Below are 21,891 nucleotides of genomic sequence, written 5' to 3'. Positions count from 1 at the left end.
TTACATTTTTTTCATACAATTGCATAAAAATAATACATAACTTCGCCATTATCATCTAATGCAGACATGTAATATAACGTTGCTTCTTTTGTATCTATGGATATCTTTCCAATGATCTGTAAACTCTTTGATTCCTTATTTTTTGTCAAATCATCAAAGTGATCTTTTACATATTGCTGACCATCATTCATCATTGTTTCTTGATTATCATATACATCTGAACGATACAATACATTTCCAAGATAAGAATTCACATCTTCCCATTTACCTTGGCCTTCACTTGCTTCGTCTTTTCCTTCATTCATCTGTCCCAAAGCCTGCGTATATGTTCTTGTACCAATTGTCATAAATGATGACGGTTCTTTTTTCTTAACGGCAACACTAAAAGCAAGATCTGTTGCATTTCCATTGATATCGCAAGCTTTTAAACGTACATTGTAACTTCCAGGTGTTTCTGTATCTACATCACTAGAAATCGTATACCAGCCTTTCGAATAATATGGTGCATTCTTTTCTTCCTTTTCAGGTTCCGTTTCAACAAACTGCAGATCACCATCAACAGCATCTTTCACAGATTCAATATTATCTGCTGCATCAAATGCATCACCTTCTGTAATTGTCACTTTGCTTTCTTTCAATGTAATCTGTGGAGACTGGGTATCATGCACAGTAATATTCAAAGAAAAATCTCTCGTAACTTTCTGACCATAGCTGTCATCCATAGAAACTGTATATACAAGCTTCTGCGTTCCTACTTTAGATGTATCAATCGTTGATGGATTACATTGGATATCACCATAGTGTGTATCCACAATCGAAAGTGGATCATTCGCTTCAACGCCATATTCATAGATTGTCAAATCCACTTTGTTGCCATCAGCATCCTTTTCATCTTCTTTAAAAGTAACTTTTAATTGGTTATAGATCTTATCATACGCAGCCTGTTTCGCCTGCTGCTGTTTTTCATAATTAGAAATCAGCAAATACCCACCAATACAAATGACACACACAACCGCCAGTACAATAAAAATCCATGTTTTCTTTTTATGATTTGCTGGTTTTTTATCAATTGTTTCAGGTTCTTCTTTTTTTGTCTCTGCTTTCTTTTCCGACATTCCAATGTGAATATCGTCTTTCTCAGCATCATCCAAATCCACAGTAATAGGGGTCATACGCACCGGTTTTTCAACAGGTTCATCCAATGTATCCTCTTCATTTTCGTGATGATATACAACATCTTCAACGATAGGCAGCTCTTCTGTATGCTGCTCCTCTTTCAAATTCTTGTCTGGCTCCATATTCTTCACCTTTCCAAAAAAGGGGTCACTTCAAGTGGCCCCTCTTTCATTTTTTAATTGTCAAATGCATCATCCCCAGTAGGAAGGTCTAATCCGCTCTTATCCAGTGTTTCGTCGAGGTCTTCATCATCCATCGCAATCTCACTTGTATCGATATGAACTTCATCAAACTTTCTTCTGTTTCTTAGATCCCATTTGTTTCCTTCTAAAGAAGCAAATCTTGAATCAAGCATCAGTTCTGAATAGAACTGACTCTTTTTCTTTCTTAATTTTTCTTCCGGAATGCTCATTTGCTTACTTACTTCTGCCCAAAGTTTTGCAAAATCGATTTCTTTTTTTCTCTTTGACAAGCACTGGTAAGCTACATCCGTCATGCTCTGTGAAACGCTCATTTTTTATCTCCCTTATCTACGCATTTTAAAATGCAAACGATTTCTTTATTGCGCAAGTATGTTACATTGTGGAAGATATAAAGTCAAGATACATTATGAAAGATATTGTATGTTCCACTCCAACCTTTGGCGTAAAATTTCTTCATTTTCACAAATCACACTGTATTCAACAGCCCATAGCGACTCGCTTTTTACGACTTTGTGTGTTTTTGTTTTCATCTCCATATCCCCATATGGACTTTTTATCGTCGAATGACCAAATTTTCCATTTTTTAAAACTGTAGTGGAAGAAATATCACATTTTCTCTCTAATGTAACCTCATCTTCTTCAAACGTCACAAAATGCAAAGCATTTTCATCTTTTTCTTTGTATTTCAAATGATTGCTTTCTAAAATTGCATTTCCATCCGCAATTATTTTTTCTTCATTTTCTAATAAATTAATTTGTTTTAACTGTATTCTTACTTTCATTACTCCACCTTAGGAAAATACACTTTATTGTCATCTTTCTCTGGTCCATGGATCAAAGAATATACGATATTGGAAGCATTCGATAATTCCTTTGTTGAACCATCTTTCATACGTACCCATATGCTTCCTGTACCAGAACCAGAATACGGAACATATGGAGATTGTGCAACCTCATCTTTTGCCCAGTAATAATGCAGATCATATCCATTCTTCTTCAATGTATTTCTGACCTTGCGGTTCTCATTTGGCTGAGAATCTTGATATTCAAATAAAATACGATCTCGAATACGAATTGCTAAATCTGAAATAATTGGATCAGGATGCTTTGTCAACAAATGGAAACCATATCCACACGACGTTTCATCAAGTTGAAAATAGGCATCTAAAGATATCTTTTTTCCTGAAATAATTGGTTCAAATAGAGAAATGACATGTTCATCAGCATTTTCATATCCCAGATCTTTCAATCGCTTAAAAAGCAAATGCAGTACGGTTTCATAGCTTCTAGCAACGGGATGGTAGTAAACCTGCCAGTACATGTGATAACGTGCCATAATGTAGTTTTCAACCGCATATACGCCACTTTCTTTGATTACAAGCTGCTTTCCATCATGTACACGCATTGTTCTCAAGATTCTTTCAAGATCATATTCTCCATATTTTGTACCAGTAAAATATGCATCTCTTAACAAGTAATCAAAGCGATCCGCATCTAATTGTGAAGAAATCAGCTGACTCAATAATGGATTGCTGCTTTCATGTCGAATCACATCCGCTACATCTTTACTCAATCCTTCGCAACAATCTTCAAGAATTCTTGTAATTTCTGTATTTTCTTCAATGATTCTGCACGTAAACTCTTCATGGCTTGTTTTCGTAACACCTTCAAACGCATGAGAATATGGGCCATGACCAATGTCATGTAAAAGCCCCGCAAGCATTGCGGTTACTTTTTCCCTTTCATTTAAGGCATTTGAAATATCCTGTACTTCACTGACCATTCTTCTAACAAGTTCATATACGCCTAAAGAATGCCCAAATCTTGAATGTTCTGCGCAATGATATACAACATACGCACCACCTAGCTGACGTATTCTTCTGAGACGTTGAAACCAGCTGGAATTGATCACATCCCATACAACCTGCAGCTCCACATGAATATACCCATGTACGGGATCTCTCAACACCTTTTCTTCAGTTGTCTTTTTAAACATTTTTATTTTTCCTCAAGAAGAACGATTGCAAATGCCTGCACACCTTCTTCTCTGCCAACAAATCCCATCTTTTCTCCACGTGTTGCCTTGACACTGACTTGATCAATTGAACAATGTAATGCATCCGCGAAGTTTTGTCTCATTTTTTCAATGTGTGGTGCCATTTTAGGTTTTTCAATCATAATCAGTGAATCAACATTTCCAATTCGATATCCTTTTTCATCCATCATTCTAGCAACTTCTTTTAAAATAATTTGTGAATTCACACCTTTCCACTTTTCATCTGTATCAGGAAACCATTTTCCTAAATCCCCTAATGCAAGTGCACCTAAAACAGCTTCTGCCACCGCATGCGTTAATGCATCAGCATCAGAATGTCCAGCCAATCCTTTTGTATGCGGAATTTCAACACCACCTAAAACAAGTTTTCTGCCTTCAGTTAATTGATGTATATCAGTACTTTGTCCAATTCTCATATGAATATCTCCATCTTTTTTATCTATTTTACCGTATAATATTTCATATGAAATTAGAAATTCCAGAATATGTATCTATTTTAATGAAAGAATTAAACAAACACGGTTATGAATGCTTTGTGGTTGGCGGGGCAATCCGTTCTATTTTGCTAAACAAGCCTGTCAACGACTATGATTTGACCACAAGTGCGCTCCCAGAAGAAACAAAGCAGGTTTTTCATGCCTATCATACAATTGATACAGGTTTAAAACACGGCACAGTCACTGTCGTTTCAAAACATATTCCTGTAGAAATCACTACCTATAGAAAAGATGCAGAGTACAAAGATCACCGCCATCCAGACGAAGTCATTTTCACACGGACAATCAAAGAAGACTGTGCACGTAGAGATTTCACAATTAATGCCCTTTGCTATTGTGAAGAAACTGGTATTTTAGATTTTTTCAATGGAAAAGAAGATATTGAAAAAAAGATTGTTCGCTGCATTGGGGATCCTTATCAACGTTTTGAAGAAGATGCATTACGTATTTTAAGAGCGATTCGCTTTGCTTCACAGCTCAATTTTTCAATTGATGATCATACATCAAAAGCAATCTTAGATACAAAAGAAACATTGTCTTATGTTTCCATCGAAAGAATTCAGGAAGAGATGAATAAGTTTTTTGCTGGCGAAGGCTGTGTTCCTTTATTGTATCCATATAGAAAGGTGTTCTCTGTATTTCTAAAAGAAATGGATTCAGTGAACTGGGAACAATTGATTCAGCGATTACAGAATTCTAGACAAGACTACAGAATTCGTTTTGCTCTAGTATTATCAGATCCTGCATTCAGTGATGTTAAACACACATTAAAATACATGAAATATTCAAACAAAGAAATCACCGCAATTTCTCAAATGATCAAATACAGAAATGCACCAATATCCACAAAAACAGACATTTTATATTTATTGAAAGATATGTCATGTGATTTCATGCAATATTTAAATTACCGAGAAGCCTACGATTTAACGTCATATGAACAATCTTTCCATATTTATCAATCCATTATTCAAAACAATGATTGTTACAGCTTAAAACAGCTTCAAATCAATGGAAAAGATATGATTGCTTTAGGATATACAGGAAAAGATATTTCACTGTACCTCAATCAATTATTGAATGCAGTCATTGAAGAAAAAACAGCCAACAATAAAGAAAAATTGATTGCTTACTTACAAACAATCAATTGATATGCATATCTAGGGGAACCATCTTTGACATAGATGATTCCTGTTTTTTTAAATCCATTCTTTTCAACCATTCTCTGCATCGATACATTCTTTTCATGCGTATCAATACGAATGTTGAAAATATCTTTTTCTCTGCCAATTTCTTTTGCTTTTTCTATAAACAGGGAAGCAACATTTTTACCTTTCATTGATGAATCAACACATATTCTATGAATCACAATATATGGATCATCATTAAACCATGCACCATCAATAACAGTATAGTTAGGTTCTGCAAGAGATGAAATATATGAATATCCTATCACCTCTCCATTTTCACACGCACAATACGCACCACCCTTTTGAATATCATCCAATACATCACACGCATCAGGATAGCCATTCTGCCATTGTGGAATATCATTTTCTTTTAAATATGCTTTTGCCTGATTTATAATTTCTACGATTTGCAGAACATCACTTTTCTTACTTTTTCTAATTTCCATTTCATTTAAAAAGCAGGTTACCCTGCTTTACACTTCTTATAGTTTCTTAAACTGATCTACATCAAGAACGAAGATTGTAGCTCCACCAACCTGTACTTCTACAGGGAAAGAAGCATAGCGTCCAATATCATAGCTAGCTGTAGATGGAACGATTTCAGTACGTCTTTTTGCTTCAGAACCAATAACATCAATACATTTATCAACTAGATCGTCATCTGTACCGACGATTAACGTTGTATTGCCAGCTCTGAGAAAGCCGCCGGTTGTAGACAAACGAGTCATGTAGAAATTATTTTTTGTGAGTGCTGAAGTTACAGCGGAAGCATCATCGTTAGAAACGATAGCTAATACGAGTTTCATATGTAAACCTCCTAATCTAATATTATTTTATCACAAATCTTTAAACATTAAATCTGAAGAAAACAACATCGCCATCCTGCATGACATATTCCTTTCCTTCAACACGGAGTTTACCAGCTTCTTTGAGCGCTTTTTCACTGCCATATTTCATGAAATCTTCATATCCATATACTTCTGCACGGATAAATCCCTTTTCAAAATCTGAGTGAATGACACCAGCACACTGTGGTGCTTTCATTCCTTCATGGAAGGTCCAGGCTCTGCATTCTGGTTCACCAACTGTAAAGAAAGTACGTAGTCCTAATAAATGATATGCAGCCTGAATGATCTGATCTAAGCCAGATTCTTTAATTCCCAGGTCGTCAAGAAATGCCTGTTTTTCTTCTTTATCTAAACCTGACAATTCTTCTTCCATCTTTGCGCAGATTGCGATGACTTCACTGCCTTCACTTTCTGCCAGTTTCTTAACATCTTGATAGTAATGATTGCTTTCAGGATCATTAATTTCATCATCAGACATATTTGCTACGTAAATGACTGGTTTCGCTGTCAATAAACCATAGTTTTTCATAATTTCAAGATCACTGTCATTGAGATCCAGTAAACGAACAGCCTTGCCATCCAGTAATTGTTCTTTAAACTTTGTTAATGTTTCCATTTCCTTGACGGCATCTTTATCTTTTGTCTGTGCTTTCTTTGCGATTTTGCTGATACGATTTTCTACAGAATCCAAATCTGCAATTGCTAATTCAAGATTGATTTCTTCAATATCACGTACTGGATCAACAGAACCTTCTACGTGTTCAATATTTGAATCATCAAAGCATCTAACAACGTGAATAATAGCATCTGTAGAACGGATGTTTCCTAAGAACTGGTTTCCTAGACCTTCACCCTTGGATGCACCCTTCACTAAACCTGCAATATCAGTAAATTCAAATGTTGTATAAATTGTTTTCTTTGGATGGAATGCTTCTACAAAGTCTTCCATTCTTTGATCAGGAACTTCTACGACACCTACGTTTGGCGCAATTGTCGCAAACGGATAGTTCTCTGCCAATACCTGGCTATTTGTAATTGCGTTAAAAAGTGTTGATTTACCTACGTTTGGTAAACCGACAATACCTGCTGTTAATGACATTTTCTAATTTACTTCCCTTCTTTATTCCTGTGGAGCTTTCTCCACAACCTTTTTCATTTTACGCTCAAATTCATGACGAGGAAACATAATTACGTTTCCACACCCCATACATTTAATTTTTATATCCGCGCCCATACGAATAATCTGCCAATATTTACTTTTATGACACGGATGTTCCTTTTTCATCTCAACGATATCATTCAATCCATATTCATTTACCATTACAATACCCTCGCTTATACGCTTCTATTGTATTCTTTAATAACATTGTAATTGTCATAGGCCCAACCCCTTTTGGAACAGGTGTAATCGCACGACAATGATTCTTTACAGATTCAAAATCTACATCCCCACATAAATGGCCATCTTCTAATCGATTCACGCCTACATCAATAACATATGCATCCTCTTTTACATAAGAAGCATCAATATACTTTGGAGAACCAATCGCCACAATCAATATATCTGCCATTCTTGTAATTTCTTTTAAATTTTTTGTGTGGGAATGACAAATCGTTACCGTAGCATTTGCATTTTGAAGTAAACGAGCAACAGGCGTTCCGACAAGTTTACTTCTTCCAATCACAACCGCATGCTTTCCTTTCGGATCACAATGCATACGTTTTAACAACTCTAAAATACCACTTGGTGTACATGGAGCAAATGCCGGTTCATTTAAGAACAGCTTGCCAAAATTCACTGGTGTTAAGCCATCTACATCTTTATTAGAAGAAATATAGGATACTGCTTCATTTTCATCTAAACCTTTTGGAAGAGGCAACTGTAATAAAATACCATCTACTCCAGGATCATTCGATAAACGCTGCAGTTCACTGTTTAATTCTTCTTGTGAAATAGAAGCTGGCAATATCAGTTCTACACTATGAATTCCAACACTTGCACATGCTTTTTCTTTTCCTTTAACATAGGAAATGGAAGCAGGATTATCCCCAACAAGAACAACAGCTAGACACGGTACACGATTACCACTTTGCTTAATTGCATCAATCTGCTGTCTCATCTCATCTCTGATTTCTTGAGATAGTTCGCTGCCATAAATAACTTCAGCCATCCTTCACCTCCTATTTTCGAATATCTATATCACTGTCCAATATGATTGTAACAGGTCCATCATTCAATAAATCCACCTTCATATCTGCACCAAAGATACCTTCTTCTACATGAATTCCAATCTTTCTTAAATATTCATTGAAATACATGTATAAAGGTTCTGCAATCGCTGGTTTACCAGCATATGAAAAAGAAGGACGATTTCCTTTATGACAGTCTGCATATAAAGTGAATTGAGAAATCGATAGAATAGATCCGTCTATCTGTGAAAGATTCAAATTCATCTTATCTTCTTCATCTGTAAAAATTCTTAGTTTTGCGACCTTTTCAGCCATTTTTTCAACAATTTCTCTTGTATCTTCATTTTGAATGCCAACTAAAATCATATATCCTTGATTGATCTTGCCATGAATTGCTCCGTCTATTTCAACAGAAGCATGTTTTACTCTTTGAATTACTAATCTCATAACAAGGATTTTATAACAAATACCAATTTTTTAATATCATAATTCAATTTATTTTATTTATGATTGTGACAGAAATGTGAAACATATTAAATGTAAACGCTTACAGTTTGGGATAAGTGTGTGAAAGCTTCTGAAAATTTGATACAGACTTAAGAATTTGTTAATATTTTAGTATGCAAAAGAACAATAAATTAAAAAAGACATTCAGATTCATCTTGCCAATGTTAGCGGCGGGAGCTATTGTAGCTGCCTCAATCAACTCTGACGTTAAGGCTGATGATCCATTAAAAGGAAGTTTACCAGTTTACGATATTGAACTAGGAGATACAAATGTAGCAGCAACATTGAAAGCTGATGTTATTACAGATCGTTGTAATATTGATGACAATCTGAACATCGATGATATCAACGTTGACTTATCAAGTATTGATATTTCTGGCTTGGATACTTCAAAAGCAGGTATCCAGACAGTTACATTAAAAGTAAACCTGGTATATACGGATAATTTAACAGATTCTGTTGGTTATTCATTTACACAAAATGCGGCAGTTAACATGAAAGTAGTTTCCGCCCCAGCATTAAAACTGAAATCCAATGAAGTAACTGTTAATAACGGTGATACTTTCATTCCTGAAAGTTACATTTCTTATATCAACGACGATTCTGGTGAATTGCCAGCATTAACTTTTGATACACAGAACTTAGATATGAATACTGATGGTACTTATCTAGTCACATATAAAGCTGTTGATTTACAAGGTAATACAACAACACAGAATTTAGTTGTTAATGTAAAGACTCCTCAAGAAGTATTAGATCAGATTGCTGCAGAACAAGCTGCACAAGCCGAAGCTGAAGCACAGGCACAAGCTGAAGAAGAAGCTAGAAAAGCTGCAGAACAGGCTGCTTTATTAGGAGCTAGTGGAGAAAACACAAATACTTCTGGTCTTGGATATACAGCTGGTGGTGCTAACCCTTATGGTGGTGGCTGGTCTAACTGTACATTTGGTGCATGGCAGGCTTTATATAATGCAAGAGGTATCGCATTACCAAACTTAGGAAATGCATCACAATGGTATGCAAATGCAGCAGCATTAGGTTACGCAGTAAGTGGATCACCTACTGCTGGCAGTATCGCTGTATATAACGGACATGTTGCTTATGTTGATGGTGTCGAGGGAGATATGGTTCATATTGTAGAAGGTGGTTTCAATGGTCACTATAATGAACGTTGGGTATCTTCTGCAGGTACAGGTACAAAATCAACAATTGGTTATATTAACGTCTAAAAGAACGGAAATTCCGTTCTTTTTTTATTCAATGCCATCTTGACATTATCACCTGCCAGTCTAGCAGAAAATATGCCAGTATAATTTCAAGAAAAGCACAACTGGCATTTTCGTCATGCTTGAGAAATCAATGATTTCAGGAATTAAAAAACAAATCTTATAGAAAAGCTGTTAACTTTCGCTGAAGATTTGTTTTCTTGAATTTTCAATTAATATCACTAAGAATTTATATGCCTTAACTTAATGACATTGGGGGATCATCTTCCCTTCCTTCTATTTGCTTTCTTCATTATAAATAGAATAACAAACAAAACTAATACAATAATACTGATAATATTGATTACTTTTCCAAACATACTTTATTCAATTGCTCTATACTGTGTCCACTTTCCACTCTTATATCTTATCGCAAAGAAGACAATACGTACAATCCAATCGATATACATTGCAATTCTCGTACCAACAACACCAAGTCCCATGACAGTACCTAATATATAAGCTCCTGCAACACGTGCAAAGAACATCGATAAAACGCCCACATACATCGTATACTTTGCGTCTCCTGCAGCTCTCAAGCATGTTGGTAATACAAATGCAAGTACATGAAATAACCCAACCGCAAGACACTCCATACCAAGGATTGTTTCTGTAATTGCCAGAGTTTCATTTTTTAATGTATATAACTGTAAGGCAAAAGGGCTTACAACAAATAAAATTACATTGTTGATAACTGCCATGACCATTGCCATAATCAGCATCTTTCTAATATAGTATCTTGCCTGATCGTAATCATTTGCACCAACACATTGACCAACAACCGTTACTACCGCTAACTGCATTGCCATTTCTGTTGTATAGCACAATACACATAATGAATTCGTTACGCCATTTGCTGCAATCTGCATTGTTCCATACGTTGCTACAAACATACTGATAATGACTTTTCCTAGCTGGAATAATCCATTTTCAATTCCGTTTGGAATCGCAATGGATAATATTTTTGAAATAATCGTTTGATTCCATGTCAGTATATCTTTCCACACGACACTGATTGGTGCTTCTGAATCAAAGCATAGAGCTAGCATAACAATTGCCGCAACAACTCTGCTTGCTAATGTTGGCCATGCAACACCAGCAGCACCCATATGTAATAGATATACACAAATAAAGTTTCCAACAACATTAATTACATTCATCAGAATAGAAACACGCATCGTTGTATTTGTGCGATTCATACTTCTATATAACGCTGCAGAACTGTTATATACACCTAAAAACGGAAATGACAATGCTGTGATCCAGAAATATACGCTCGCGCTGTTCATTACATCAACTTCAATGCTTTTGTATAAAGCATGCAGGATAACACTGTGGAAAGCTACACATAAAATTCCGAACACTAAGGAAATCACAAAACTGATCATCAATAACTGTGAAGCTGACAGCTTTGTATTCTCTTCATCCTTGTTTCCAAGATATTGTGTAACAATAACAGAACCACCGCCTGCAATCGCTGTTAATATCGCTATAATCAGGTTATTTACATCATTTACAATGGATACGCCTGAAATTGCTGCTTCTCCTGCAGCGGATACCATGATTGTATCCGCCATTCCTACAAGCATCACTAACAGTTGTTCTACTAATAAAGGCAGAATTAATCTGCCAAGCTGTCGATTTGTAAACATTTTATTTTTCATAGCGTTTATGTTATTCCTGTTGTGAATGATTGTAAAGCAATTTTAAATTTTCAAAAAAATTGTTTCGAAAGAAAAACTAAGTTCTCTTAGTTTCACAGATTTTGCAATCTGACTTTTCTGGACTTAGTTTATTTATTTTTTGCGTGCAATATGTAATAAACGTAATGAATTTAATACGCAAAGCATAGCAACACCAGTATCAGCAAAAATTGCCCACCACATATTTGCGATGCCTAAAGCTCCGAAGATGAGAGTTAATACTTTAATAGCAATCGCTCCATAGATATTTTCATTCGCTACAAATAAGATACGTTTACTAGCAGCAATTGCTAGTGAAATCTTGCTGACGGAATCATCCATCAAAACAACATCTGCAGCTTCAATTGCAGCATCACTTCCCAATGCTCCCATTGCAATGCCAACATTTGCTAAAGTAATGACTGGCGCATCATTTACACCATCTCCCACAAACGCTGTCATACCTTCTTCCATGTACTTTTTCACTGTATTAACTTTATCTTCAGGCATACATCCGCCAATTGCCTGATCTACGCCTAACTGCAAGCCAATTGAAGATGTAATTTCTTGATTGTCACCAGAAACAATTATACATTTCTTACCTTCTTTATGCAGTGTATCAACGGCTTCTTTCGCATCTTCTTTCAACTGATCTCTTAATACAAGACAGCCTTCATAAACACCATTTTTAGCTACATATACAAGTGTTCCTGTAGATGTTTCTTCTTTACACTGAACGCCTTTTTCACTCATTAATTTATAATTGCCAGCTAAGATTTCTTCACCATTCACTTTTACACTTAATCCTCTGCCAGCAATTTCCTGTGCATCTGTTACTTCTTCATCATGAATTTCAGAGTGACATGCTTCTTTAATCCCTTGTGCAATTGGATGGTTAGAAAAATGTTCCGCATATGCTGCATCTAGAATCAATTGATCTTTATCTACTGCTGAAAGAACTTCTTCAACCGCAAACTTTCCTGAAGTCAATGTACCAGTTTTATCCATAATGACCTGTTTAACTTTTGCCAGATCATCAATGACATTTGCACCCTTCACTAAAATACCTCTAGAAGATAACCCACCAATTCCCGCAAAGAATGATAGAGGAATTGAAATGACAAGAGCACATGGACAAGAAATTACCAAGAATGTACAAGCTCTGCGAATACCTTCATTAAAGTCTCCAAATGCAATTCCCACAATAAGAGCTACCGCAATTGCTAAAAATACAACAATTGGTGTGTAATACTTAGAAAACTTTGTAATAAACTTTTCGTGTTGTGCTTTGTTTGCATCGTTGTTTTCTACTAGGTCTAGTATTTTAGCAACAGTTGATTCACCATATTCTTTTGTTACTTGAATCTCTAATACACCCGTTTCGTTGACTGATCCAGAAATAACTTCATCACCTGCATCGACATCTCTCAGCTTGCTTTCACCTGTCAAAGAAGCTGTATCCAAAGAAGAGGAACCACTCACAACAATTCCATCGAGAGGAATTCTCTCACCTGGCTTTACACGAATGATTTCATCAATCAGTACTTCTTCTGGATCAACCTTCTCATATTCATCATTGCGCTTAACCATTGCATAATCTGGACGAATATTCATGAGTTCACCAATTGATTTTCTACTTCTTCTAACCGCAAGATCCTGGAAATATTCACCAATCTGATAAAACAACATAACACCAGCAGCTTCTTTCCATTCCTGCTGATAAATTGCTGCTAATGTAGCAATGGACATTAAGAAATGTTCATCAAACAACTGTCCTCTTCCAATACCACGAACAGCTTTGATCAAAACATCATATCCAAGAACAAGATATGCTCCTAATGCAAAAACAATCTGCAGTGTACTTTGCATAAACAATGAACAGCCAAACAACACAGCACCCACAATCAAACGAACCAGCATTGTATGATCTTCTTTTTCTTCAACAATTTTCTTTTCTTCTTTCTTGTATTCAGAAAATTCTACTTCTGGTTCATTTTCCGCAATCATTGCTTTCATTTCAGAAGCAATACGACTCTTGTCTTTTGGACTGCATTTAACAATCAATAATTGATTCATAAAATCAGCATCGCATGATTTTACACCAATAATCTTCATTGTTTTTTCTGCAAGTTCATTTGCACAATCAGCACAATCAATATTTGTAATATTGAATTTATATGTTTTATCAATTTCTTGAGATACTTTCTTGATGACTGGATGTTCTTGATCATCTTCAATGATCTTACGCATTTTGTTTTCCACAGTACTCATGAAAGAAGGATCAACATCATAATTCAACTTAGAATGGATTCCAAACTCTAAACTACAGTTAGTTACACCATCTAATTTACCAATTTCTTCTTCTAATTCCTTTGCACAATTTGCACAATCAATGCCATCCACAACAAATAATTGATGCATTGTCTTCACTGCATCTAATTTTGTAATGACTGGATTTTCCTGGTCATCTTCAATCATCTTGATCATTTGTTTTTCAACATCATTTACTAAAGAAGAAGTAACATCATAGTTAAGCTTTGAATGGATTCCAAAAACTAAAGTACAGTTAGATACTCCTTCTAGTTTTCCAATCTCTTCTTCTAATTCTTTTGCACAATTTGCGCAATCAATGCCATCAACATTATAGGAAACATGAATGTTATGTTCTTTTTCTTCAACTCTAGTAATGATTGGATCTTTTTGATCATCCTCAATGATTTTTCTCATTGCTTTTTCAATTGCTTCTGCATCATTGCCTTCATAATTGTATTTCAAATGAGAATGCACTCCAAACTCTAAACTGCAGTTAGATACACCATCTAATTTACCAATCTCTTCTTCTAATTCCTTTGCACAATTTGCACAATCGATACCATCAACATTATATTGGAATGTTTTCATATTTGCCCCTCTTATTTGAACAAGTGTTCAATTGTTCTACTTCATTATATTATTCCAGTTGTCTATATTCGTCAATCATATTTCTGAAAATTTTGCTATAATGTTTCACATGATCAAAACAAACTGGCATACACATACAAAACGATGCGGTCACGCGATTGGAGAAGATGAAGACTATGTCAAAGCAGCCATTGAAGGAGGGTTGAAAACATTAGGTTTCTCTGACCACGCCGCTTATAAAACACAAGTTCCTACAGAAAGAATGAATATCAGTCAAGTTGGAGAATACATGGCATCTATTCGTTCTTTAAAAGAGAAATACAAAGATCAGATAGATATCTATTTAGGAATGGAAGTAGAATGTTATCAAAGTGAATGGGATACTTTATCACAATTTAGAAAAGAATTGGATTACTGCATTTTAGGTCAGCATAACATTGATTTAGATTTAATCAGTTCCTATGGTTTAAATACACCTCAGCAGTTATCCATGTACGTTGATCGACTAGAATATGCATGTAAGCATGCTTTATGTGATTATATTGCGCATCCTGATGTATGTTTATATTCTTATCCATATATGGATGAAAGTGTCAGAAAAATTGCGGAGAGAATTGCTAAGATTTCTATTACATATGATATGCCTTTAGAATTAAATACCGGCAGTGGCGTGCACAATGGAATGCATTCTTATCCAGATGGAAAAAGATATGCTTATCCTACAAGAATCTTCTTTGAAGAATTTGCAAAGAAAAAATGTCCAGTCATTATCGGACTAGATGTTCATAATCCAGAATTATTTAAAACAGATACAGATTTAAATCGTGCATTATCTGTTGTTGAAGGATTAGATTTGAATTTTCTTACAGATTATGACCTGGCATCTAGCGCAAAGAAGAGAAAAGAATTATTCTACTAATATTATAAGTATGATAAAACCACAGCTCATTTTAGAGAACTGTGGTTTTTTTGATATTTGATTATTTGTCTAATCCAGCCAGAATCTGTTCAGCTACACCCTCAGCGTCGAGCTTGTATTCTTTTAACAGAGTCTTCCAGTCTGCACTTTCTGCAAATCCTCTCATACCGATTCTGTGAATTCTCTTAGGACAACGATCTGCAGCTACTTCACAAATCATTGAACCTAGTCCGCCAGTTACGGAATGTTCTTCTACTGTGAAGATTTCATCATTGCTTTCAAGAATCTTTGCAATGCCTTCTTCATCTGTTGGCTTAATTGCACAGACATCAATAATTGTTGGGTCAATACCCTTTTCATTCAATGCTTTTAATGCACCTAATGAAGACTGTACCATCAATCCCGTAGCAAATACTGCTACCTTGGATGTACCTTCATGAATGACATTGATCTTTGTTACATCAAACTTCTTGTTTTCATCAAATACATCCTCGACCTTGCTTCTTCCAAGTCTGATATAGCATGGATTGTTTGTTGAAGCTACATGATCAATAACAGCCTTTGTTTCCCACTGATCACATGGTGCATATACTTCTAGACCAGTAATATCTCTCATAATTGCAATATCTTCAATTGCCTGGTGAGTAACACCATCTTCACCAACTGTAATACCTGAATGTGATCCTACGATCTTAACATTCAAATGTGGATACGCTACGCTGTTTCTGATCTGTTCCCATACTCTGCCAGTACAGAACATTGCAAATGATGATGCGAATGGAATATATCCACTTGCCGCAAGGCCTGCAGAAACACCAATCATATTGGCTTCCGCAATACCCATGTCAAAGAATCTTTCCGGGCAGACTTCTCCTGCCTTTCCACTGTATGTTGATCCAGCAAGGTCTGCATCTAAAACGACAATCTTTGGGTTTTCTTGAATGAGTTTTGAAATCTCTTCACCATATGCTTCACGTGTTGCTTTAGACATCTTATTCACCCTCCAAGTCTTTTAATGCAATTGCTGTCAATTCAGCATCTGGGGCCTTTCCGTGCCATCCAGCTTGATTTTCCATAAAGGATACACCTTTACCTTTTATTGTCTTAGCGATAATACAAGTAGGTTTTCCCTTATATTCCTTTGCCTTTTCAAAAGCATCATGCAATGCCTCATAGTCATGACCGTCTACAGTCATAACATTCCATCCAAATGCTTCGAATTTTGGCTCAAATGGTTCTGGTCCAATAACATCTTCACATCTGCCGTCAATCTGCAGTCCATTGTTGTCAATAATCCAGCACAAATTATCCAGCTTGTAATGACCTGCAGCCATTGCAGCTTCCCAGACCTGACCCTCTTCGGCTTCACCATCTCCCACAAGAGCATAGATACGATGATCATTCTTGTCTAATCTATTTGCCAATGCCATACCAACAGAAGCACTAGTTCCCTGACCTAGAGAACCTGTTGACATATCAATGCCATCTAATTCATTAATGTCAGGGTGTCCCTGAAGTCTAGTATTTAATTTTCTAAATGTTAAAAGCTCTGCTTCATCAATAATACCCTTTTCTGCTAATACAGCATAGAGTAATGGTGATGCATGTCCCTTTGACAAGACAAAGCGATCTCTGTCTAAAGAGTGGGCATTCTCCTTTGTGAAATCCATGACATCAAAGTAAAGTACTGTAAGAATGTCAGCTGCACCTAGTGATCCTCCTGGATGACCAGATTGTGCATTGGATACTTCTTTTATAATGTTCTTACGAATATTTTTTGCATGATCCTGCATTGCTTTTAAATCCATAGTTTTCCTCCGACTTTTGCCTAATTATCATATCACAAAAACATTTGTGTATTTTTTAACTTGTTAGTTTTTGTGATTTTTTATAAGATTTGTAACAAATCACTGATTTTATGAATCATTAGCACATCAGCAGTACACTTTCTTTCACCGTGTGTCCATATCCAGACAGGTTTCATATGTGCACGATATGCTCCAATAATATCATTCGCAAATATGTCTCCAACAAATACACTTTCTTCTGCCTTTACGTTTAATTTTTCTAATGCAGCAGTAAATAATCTTGTATCAGGTTTGTGATAGCCATAGCCACCAGAAACAATCACATTACTTTCATCAAAGAAATGAGATAATCCTGCCTGTTGAATTTTGTTTCTCTGACATGTACTGTCACCATTTGTAATAATTCCAAGCTTATATTTTTTCTGCAGCTGTTCCAATGTAGAAATTGTATCAGGAAAAGGAACAGAAACTTTCCATTGTTCTTCGTTCCACCACTTTTTAAAATCTGCGCACGGCAAGGTTATATCGTATTTCTTTTTTAACATATCAACAATATGCTGTTTATGAATATTTCCTTGTTCATCCCAAATCATCACATCTTGAAGAATTGCTTCTAATTCCATCTCATCTTCAAAATCAGTGCAGCTTTTAAGCAATCTATAAAACGTATCGTATGCATAGGATTCACGATGCCCTAAGGTATCATCAAAATCAAATAAGACTGCTTTGATATTTTTAAAATCATTGTTCATTTTCTTTTAAAAACTCCTCATATGCCTTTTGAATTGTTTCATCTGCTTCTTTGATTAAACCAACAGCTTCTCCTGGGCGAATAAATCTTTTGTAATATCTTGTGAAAAAGAAATCCTTTTCCTGGTGTGTCATTGTATTCCAATTGTCTGGTAATGGTTCCATAAAATCCTCCATGTAAATCTTAACATATATAAAAAGATGAAGGTGCAAATTCCTTCATCTTTCAGTTATTATTTCTTCATTAAACCACTGTTTTTCAGTAGTAATTCAACATCTGTTCCTTTGAATTTCTTTAGAACAAAGTCAATAGCTTTCTTTTCTGCATAGTTCAATTCAGCTTCATCAATAGACTTCTTGTCAATTGCATAATAAGCAGCTCTTAATAATTCTCTTACATCATATTGTGATCCCCAGACTTCAGGAACACCACGATCTACATTTAATAATGTATAAACTGCTTCCATGCCACTACGCATTGAGTATTCTGTTGTAAAGATAGTATCTCTTGGAATTTCAGTAAATTGCCCAATAAATGCAAAGTTAACAGCACCATCTGGAACAACATGTGGACGATCTGTATTCTTTCTTGGCTGGAAGAATGCATTGATATATGGCATATAACATGTTGTTGTATTACATGCATTAGCTGCAAGATCATCAATACGATCTTCGTCTACACCAATGTGATACAGCCATTCTTTACATACTTCTTCACCTGTACATTCCTTCATTGGTTTATTCACATAGTTTCCTGGACGGTTCGTATTCAGTGAATACAACCATACAAGAACTGTGTTTTCATCCTGTGATTTAAATTGTGGCTGTCTGTTAATTGTCCAGCTTAGATACCAATGATCTCTAGAATCTTTAACTGTCACAATACCACCTGTTGTTACGCGATGACGTCTAGGATCTCTCTTACATACATTCATGATATGTTGAATAACTTCTTCATTGCTTGTTTCAACAGTTGCACTCATCCAGTTAGTAGCTTCTGTATCACTGCAGAATACTTCTGGCTTCCCATATTCACCATGTTTTGCCTGTTTTGCGATATTTTTCCAAAGATCCCATGATTCACCATAGCCATCCTTGATTTCACTTAAATCAGGTGCTGTATGCTGATCTCCGTAGCAACTTGTATCTGTACAGCAGCCATTTGTGATAAATACCAGATCATCTTCTGATAATTCAATCTTTTCTTCAACGCCATTCTTCAAGATAATTAATTCCTTAGCTACCTTACGATCATGTTCATCTGTATCAATGATGACATTCTTGACGTCCATTCCAAATTCGATTGCAACTCCATGTGCTTCAAGATATTTTACAAGAGGCAGAATCATACTTTCATATTGGTTATATTTTGTAAAACGAAGAGCCGAGAAATCAGGTAAACCATCAATATGATGTACATATCTGCATAAATATCTCTTCATTTCCAATGCACTAGACCATTTTTGGAAAGCAAACATTGTCTGCCAATATAACCAGAAATTTGTATCCCAGAATTCATCCGGTAAAACATCAGAAATCTTTTTATCTTCTAATTCATCTTCTGATGTAATAAAGAGTTTGCTTAATGCCATTGCACTCTTTTTATCAAGTGTGAATTTACCATCTGTATGTGCACTTTCACCGCGATTTTGACTTGCTCTGCATAAAGAATAGTTTGGATCTTCTTTATTCAACCAATAATATTCATCCAATACTGTAACGCCTTCCGTTTCGATGGAAGGTACATCTTTAAATACATCCCACATGACTTCAAAGTGGTTATCCATTTCTCTGCCGCCTCTCATGTAGAAACCTTTTGTTACATCTTTTCTACCATCGCAGCTGCCTCCAGCAATATCAATTTTTTCTAAAACATGGATACGGTCCCCTGAAATCTGACCATCTCTTAAAAGATAGAAAGCAGCAGTTAAGCCAGCTAATCCTGTACCAATAATATATGCTGACTTCTTATCTGCATCCTTTGGCTTTCTTGGGTGTGCGAATGCTTCATAATTTCCTGAACTATAATACATAACATATTCTCCTTTTTGACTTAAGGTCAGTATAGCACTCGTCAATAAAGAGTAAATTGACACAATTCAAAATATGTCAATCGATGAATTAAAAAAAAAGAATCCAAAACTGGATTCTTCATTGATCATTAACCTAACTTTTTGTAAAGAGTAACGAATCTTTCAGCAAGGATTCCAAATCCTTCAGCACTCATTAACTGATCTTCAGCGTGTGTGAGTAAAAGATCCATGATAACCTTGTCACCCTGAGCTGTCTGTGTTAATAACTTAGCGTGAGCATCATGTCCTTCAACATAAGCATCCTGACCTTCTTTAATAAGTTTTTCAGCTTCATCGAAGTTTCCTTCAGCTGCTGCATCAATAGCTGCAATATAGTTAGAACGAGCTGTTCCTACTGCTGCGATAATGTTAAACGCAATTAATTCTGTACCTTCCATGTTTTCTCCTTTATAAGTACTTATGTACAAATATAATAATAATATGAAAACGGTTTCCACGCAAGAACATAGAAACCGTTTTTTTATTTTTTAAAATTAAGCGTTTAGCTTCTTTTCAGCCATTTCAAGAACAGCTTTACCATCCATTAAACCATAAGCTCTCATATCAATTGCTTCAATTGGTTTACCAGGGAACTGTTTCTGAAGCTTAGCCAATGCGAAACGAACCTGTGGTCCAATCAAAATAATATCAGCTTCTGGTCCATGCTTATCAACTTCATTGAGTGAATAAGCTGCGATGTTATAATCTGCACCCTTAGCTGCTGCTGCTTCCTTCATTTTGTTAACAAGTAAACTTGTAGACATGCCTGCGGAGCAAAATAATGTAATATTCTTTGCCATAATTATTTAACCTTCTTTCTTGGAAATTCTCCGTACATTTATAATAATATAGAAGCGTCTACATCGCAAGAAAAAATTAAACATGATAACAGACAAATAATTAGTTTATGATTTGGAAATATTCTTCCATTGTAAGATTACTATCTGTAATTTTCTGTGCCATCTCTTTTCCTACATAACGGAAATTCCATGGTGAGAATTTTACACCAGTTATTTCTTCCTTTCCTTTTGGGTTTCTTAAAATAAAACCAAATTCGCTACAATGCGTAATTAGCCATTGATATTCATCAGTTTGTTCAAATCTAACATCTAACTCATATTTATGAGAAGTCGAAGATAAATCAACAGATAAGCCCGTCTGATGTTCAGAACAACCAGGAATACAATCGATACGTTCGGCCTCCTGTTTACCAAATTTAGAAACATAGTAATCATACAAATCAGTTTGATATTGAAAATCACGATATCCAGAAACAAGATAAAGATGAATGCCTTCTTCATTTGCTTTAGAAAACATATCTTCTATAGCGGAAGAAACTTCAGGTAAAAGTACTTGTGATTCGTATTGTGGTACATTAACAATAACCAACGTATCTGGAATATAACCACTTGCTAAAGGATGCCATTTATTAACAATTCTAAGCAAAGAATCATCACTTGTAACATCATAAATTTCAGGAGTGCTCGCAGGCATGATAGATGGTGTAGGAGAAGGAATATATGTAGATTCAGGGGCAGTCACGGGTTGAGGAGAATTTTGTACGTCAGCAGACAAAGAATGATCAATACGATTCGTAAAACCACTAAATAAAAGATATAAAAACAAGCAGGATAAAACACCACTTAACATAAGAACAATATAAACTTTTTTATACAAACTTCTGATATTCATACAAGGTATTGTACAGACAAATAAAAAAAAAGCAAAGACCTGGCAACGTGCTCGATTCACCGTAAGGCTATTTTTGCCGCTGATGTGCTTAACTTCTGTGTTCGGGATGGGAACAGGTGTGACCACATCGCTATC

The 21,891-nt window shown here is 35.5% G+C and carries 24 protein-coding genes and 1 rRNA gene; 3 read left to right on the top strand and 22 right to left on the bottom strand.

Going from position 1 to position 21,891, the window contains the following annotated elements:
- Window positions 1-11 precede the first annotated feature (11 nt).
- The 5 genes from ACTND6_RS01615 to ispF form a co-directional block, all read right to left on the bottom strand.
- Window positions 12-1,298, bottom strand: a complete 1,287-nt coding sequence (locus tag ACTND6_RS01615) for a hypothetical protein (protein ID WP_441021423.1) — start codon at window positions 1,296-1,298, stop codon at window positions 12-14.
- A 53-nt stretch (window positions 1,299-1,351) separates the two neighbouring features.
- Entirely contained in the window at window positions 1,352-1,690 is a 339-nt protein-coding gene (gene rpoE / locus ACTND6_RS01610; RefSeq protein ID WP_178175737.1) for a DNA-directed RNA polymerase subunit delta, read from the bottom strand.
- Window positions 1,691-1,783: 93 nt separating this feature from the next.
- Window positions 1,784-2,161: a DUF1934 domain-containing protein gene (locus tag ACTND6_RS01605; protein WP_441021429.1), complete on the bottom strand. Its 378-nt coding sequence runs from the start codon at window positions 2,159-2,161 to the stop codon at window positions 1,784-1,786.
- Window positions 2,161-3,375: an HD domain-containing protein gene (locus tag ACTND6_RS01600; RefSeq protein WP_441021432.1), complete on the bottom strand. Its 1,215-nt coding sequence runs from the start codon at window positions 3,373-3,375 to the stop codon at window positions 2,161-2,163. Before ACTND6_RS01600 ends, ACTND6_RS01605 begins: the two co-directional genes overlap by 1 nt.
- A 2-nt stretch (window positions 3,376-3,377) precedes the next feature.
- Window positions 3,378-3,851, bottom strand: coding sequence for a 2-C-methyl-D-erythritol 2,4-cyclodiphosphate synthase (gene ispF / locus ACTND6_RS01595; protein WP_441021436.1), 474 nt, complete (start codon window positions 3,849-3,851; stop codon window positions 3,378-3,380).
- Between the two features lie 47 nt (window positions 3,852-3,898).
- On the opposite strand from ispF, the gene ACTND6_RS01590 reads away from it, so the two are divergent.
- Window positions 3,899-5,083 (top strand): CCA tRNA nucleotidyltransferase, encoded by a 1,185-nt coding sequence (locus tag ACTND6_RS01590; RefSeq protein WP_441021440.1) that lies wholly within the window; start codon window positions 3,899-3,901, stop codon window positions 5,081-5,083.
- On the opposite strand, the gene ACTND6_RS01585 is transcribed toward ACTND6_RS01590, so the two are convergent.
- Genes ACTND6_RS01585 through dtd form a run of 6 tightly spaced genes read right to left on the bottom strand, consistent with a single transcriptional unit; the run spans window position 5,062 to window position 8,607 of the window.
- Window positions 5,062-5,568, bottom strand: coding sequence for an N-acetyltransferase family protein (locus ACTND6_RS01585; RefSeq protein ID WP_441021444.1), 507 nt, complete (start codon window positions 5,566-5,568; stop codon window positions 5,062-5,064). The genes ACTND6_RS01590 and ACTND6_RS01585 overlap by 22 nt on opposite strands.
- Before the next feature lie 36 nt (window positions 5,569-5,604).
- Entirely contained in the window at window positions 5,605-5,928 is a 324-nt protein-coding gene (locus tag ACTND6_RS01580; RefSeq protein ID WP_178175743.1) for a cyclic-di-AMP receptor, read from the bottom strand.
- A gap of 40 nt (window positions 5,929-5,968) precedes the next feature.
- The gene (ychF, locus tag ACTND6_RS01575) at window positions 5,969-7,069 is read right to left on the bottom strand and encodes a redox-regulated ATPase YchF (protein ID WP_178175744.1); all 1,101 of its coding nucleotides are present in this window, start codon (window positions 7,067-7,069) and stop codon (window positions 5,969-5,971) included.
- A gap of 21 nt (window positions 7,070-7,090) precedes the next feature.
- Entirely contained in the window at window positions 7,091-7,291 is a 201-nt protein-coding gene (locus tag ACTND6_RS01570) for a DUF951 family protein (protein ID WP_178175745.1), read from the bottom strand.
- Entirely contained in the window at window positions 7,281-8,141 is an 861-nt protein-coding gene (gene folD / locus ACTND6_RS01565) for a bifunctional methylenetetrahydrofolate dehydrogenase/methenyltetrahydrofolate cyclohydrolase FolD (RefSeq protein ID WP_178175746.1), read from the bottom strand. The genes ACTND6_RS01570 and folD overlap by 11 nt, the downstream gene beginning before the upstream one ends.
- A 10-nt stretch (window positions 8,142-8,151) precedes the next feature.
- Window positions 8,152-8,607, bottom strand: coding sequence for a D-aminoacyl-tRNA deacylase (gene dtd / locus ACTND6_RS01560; RefSeq protein WP_441021453.1), 456 nt, complete (start codon window positions 8,605-8,607; stop codon window positions 8,152-8,154).
- Window positions 8,608-8,780: 173 nt separating this feature from the next.
- On the opposite strand from dtd, the gene ACTND6_RS01555 reads away from it, so the two are divergent.
- Window positions 8,781-9,896 (top strand): CHAP domain-containing protein, encoded by a 1,116-nt coding sequence (locus tag ACTND6_RS01555; RefSeq protein WP_441021456.1) that lies wholly within the window; start codon window positions 8,781-8,783, stop codon window positions 9,894-9,896.
- A gap of 359 nt (window positions 9,897-10,255) precedes the next feature.
- Here ACTND6_RS01555 and ACTND6_RS01550 read toward each other — a convergent pair whose 3' ends face one another.
- Window positions 10,256-11,596: an MATE family efflux transporter gene (locus tag ACTND6_RS01550; protein WP_441021460.1), complete on the bottom strand. Its 1,341-nt coding sequence runs from the start codon at window positions 11,594-11,596 to the stop codon at window positions 10,256-10,258.
- A 132-nt stretch (window positions 11,597-11,728) separates the two neighbouring features.
- Window positions 11,729-14,515 (bottom strand): heavy metal translocating P-type ATPase, encoded by a 2,787-nt coding sequence (locus ACTND6_RS01545; RefSeq protein WP_441021465.1) that lies wholly within the window; start codon window positions 14,513-14,515, stop codon window positions 11,729-11,731.
- Between the two features lie 109 nt (window positions 14,516-14,624).
- Between ACTND6_RS01545 and ACTND6_RS01540 the strand changes: the two genes are divergently transcribed.
- A complete protein-coding gene (locus tag ACTND6_RS01540; RefSeq protein WP_178176255.1) occupies window positions 14,625-15,434 on the top strand; it encodes a PHP domain-containing protein in 810 nt (269 codons plus the stop codon).
- A 61-nt stretch (window positions 15,435-15,495) separates the two neighbouring features.
- Here the strand turns inward: ACTND6_RS01540 and ACTND6_RS01535 are convergent, their stop codons facing one another.
- The 9 genes from ACTND6_RS01535 to rrf all read right to left on the bottom strand — a co-directional run.
- A complete protein-coding gene (locus ACTND6_RS01535; protein WP_441021468.1) occupies window positions 15,496-16,425 on the bottom strand; it encodes a transketolase family protein in 930 nt (309 codons plus the stop codon).
- A gap of 1 nt (window position 16,426) precedes the next feature.
- Window positions 16,427-17,242, bottom strand: coding sequence for a 1-deoxy-D-xylulose-5-phosphate synthase N-terminal domain-containing protein (locus ACTND6_RS01530; RefSeq protein ID WP_178176259.1), 816 nt, complete (start codon window positions 17,240-17,242; stop codon window positions 16,427-16,429).
- 80 nt (window positions 17,243-17,322) lie between these two features.
- The gene (locus ACTND6_RS01525; protein WP_441021470.1) at window positions 17,323-17,994 is read right to left on the bottom strand and encodes an HAD family hydrolase; all 672 of its coding nucleotides are present in this window, start codon (window positions 17,992-17,994) and stop codon (window positions 17,323-17,325) included.
- Complete coding sequence (locus ACTND6_RS01520; RefSeq protein ID WP_178176263.1) at window positions 17,984-18,157, bottom strand: hypothetical protein; 174 nt, start codon at window positions 18,155-18,157, stop codon at window positions 17,984-17,986. The genes ACTND6_RS01525 and ACTND6_RS01520 overlap by 11 nt, the downstream gene beginning before the upstream one ends.
- Before the next feature lie 68 nt (window positions 18,158-18,225).
- Window positions 18,226-20,025, bottom strand: a complete 1,800-nt coding sequence (locus ACTND6_RS01515; protein ID WP_441021472.1) for an oleate hydratase — start codon at window positions 20,023-20,025, stop codon at window positions 18,226-18,228.
- A gap of 128 nt (window positions 20,026-20,153) precedes the next feature.
- Complete coding sequence (locus tag ACTND6_RS01510) at window positions 20,154-20,462, bottom strand: PTS lactose/cellobiose transporter subunit IIA (protein ID WP_295562407.1); 309 nt, start codon at window positions 20,460-20,462, stop codon at window positions 20,154-20,156.
- 96 nt (window positions 20,463-20,558) lie between these two features.
- The gene (locus tag ACTND6_RS01505) at window positions 20,559-20,864 is read right to left on the bottom strand and encodes a PTS sugar transporter subunit IIB (RefSeq protein WP_295562409.1); all 306 of its coding nucleotides are present in this window, start codon (window positions 20,862-20,864) and stop codon (window positions 20,559-20,561) included.
- A 100-nt stretch (window positions 20,865-20,964) separates the two neighbouring features.
- On the bottom strand, window positions 20,965-21,558 hold the full coding sequence (locus ACTND6_RS01500; protein ID WP_441045038.1) for a M15 family metallopeptidase: 594 nt from the start codon (window positions 21,556-21,558) through the stop codon (window positions 20,965-20,967).
- 235 nt (window positions 21,559-21,793) lie between these two features.
- Window positions 21,794-21,891: ribosomal RNA gene (gene rrf, locus ACTND6_RS01495) — 5S ribosomal RNA — on the bottom strand; the annotation flags it as partial.

It is taken from the genome of Bulleidia sp. HCP3S3_C9 (assembly GCF_052064035.1).
In the GTDB taxonomy this organism is placed as follows: Bacteria; Bacillota_I; Bacilli_A; order Erysipelotrichales; family Erysipelotrichaceae; genus Bulleidia.
Note: the sequence above shows the minus strand (reverse complement) of the source record. Positions and strands in the feature narration are given on the sequence as shown.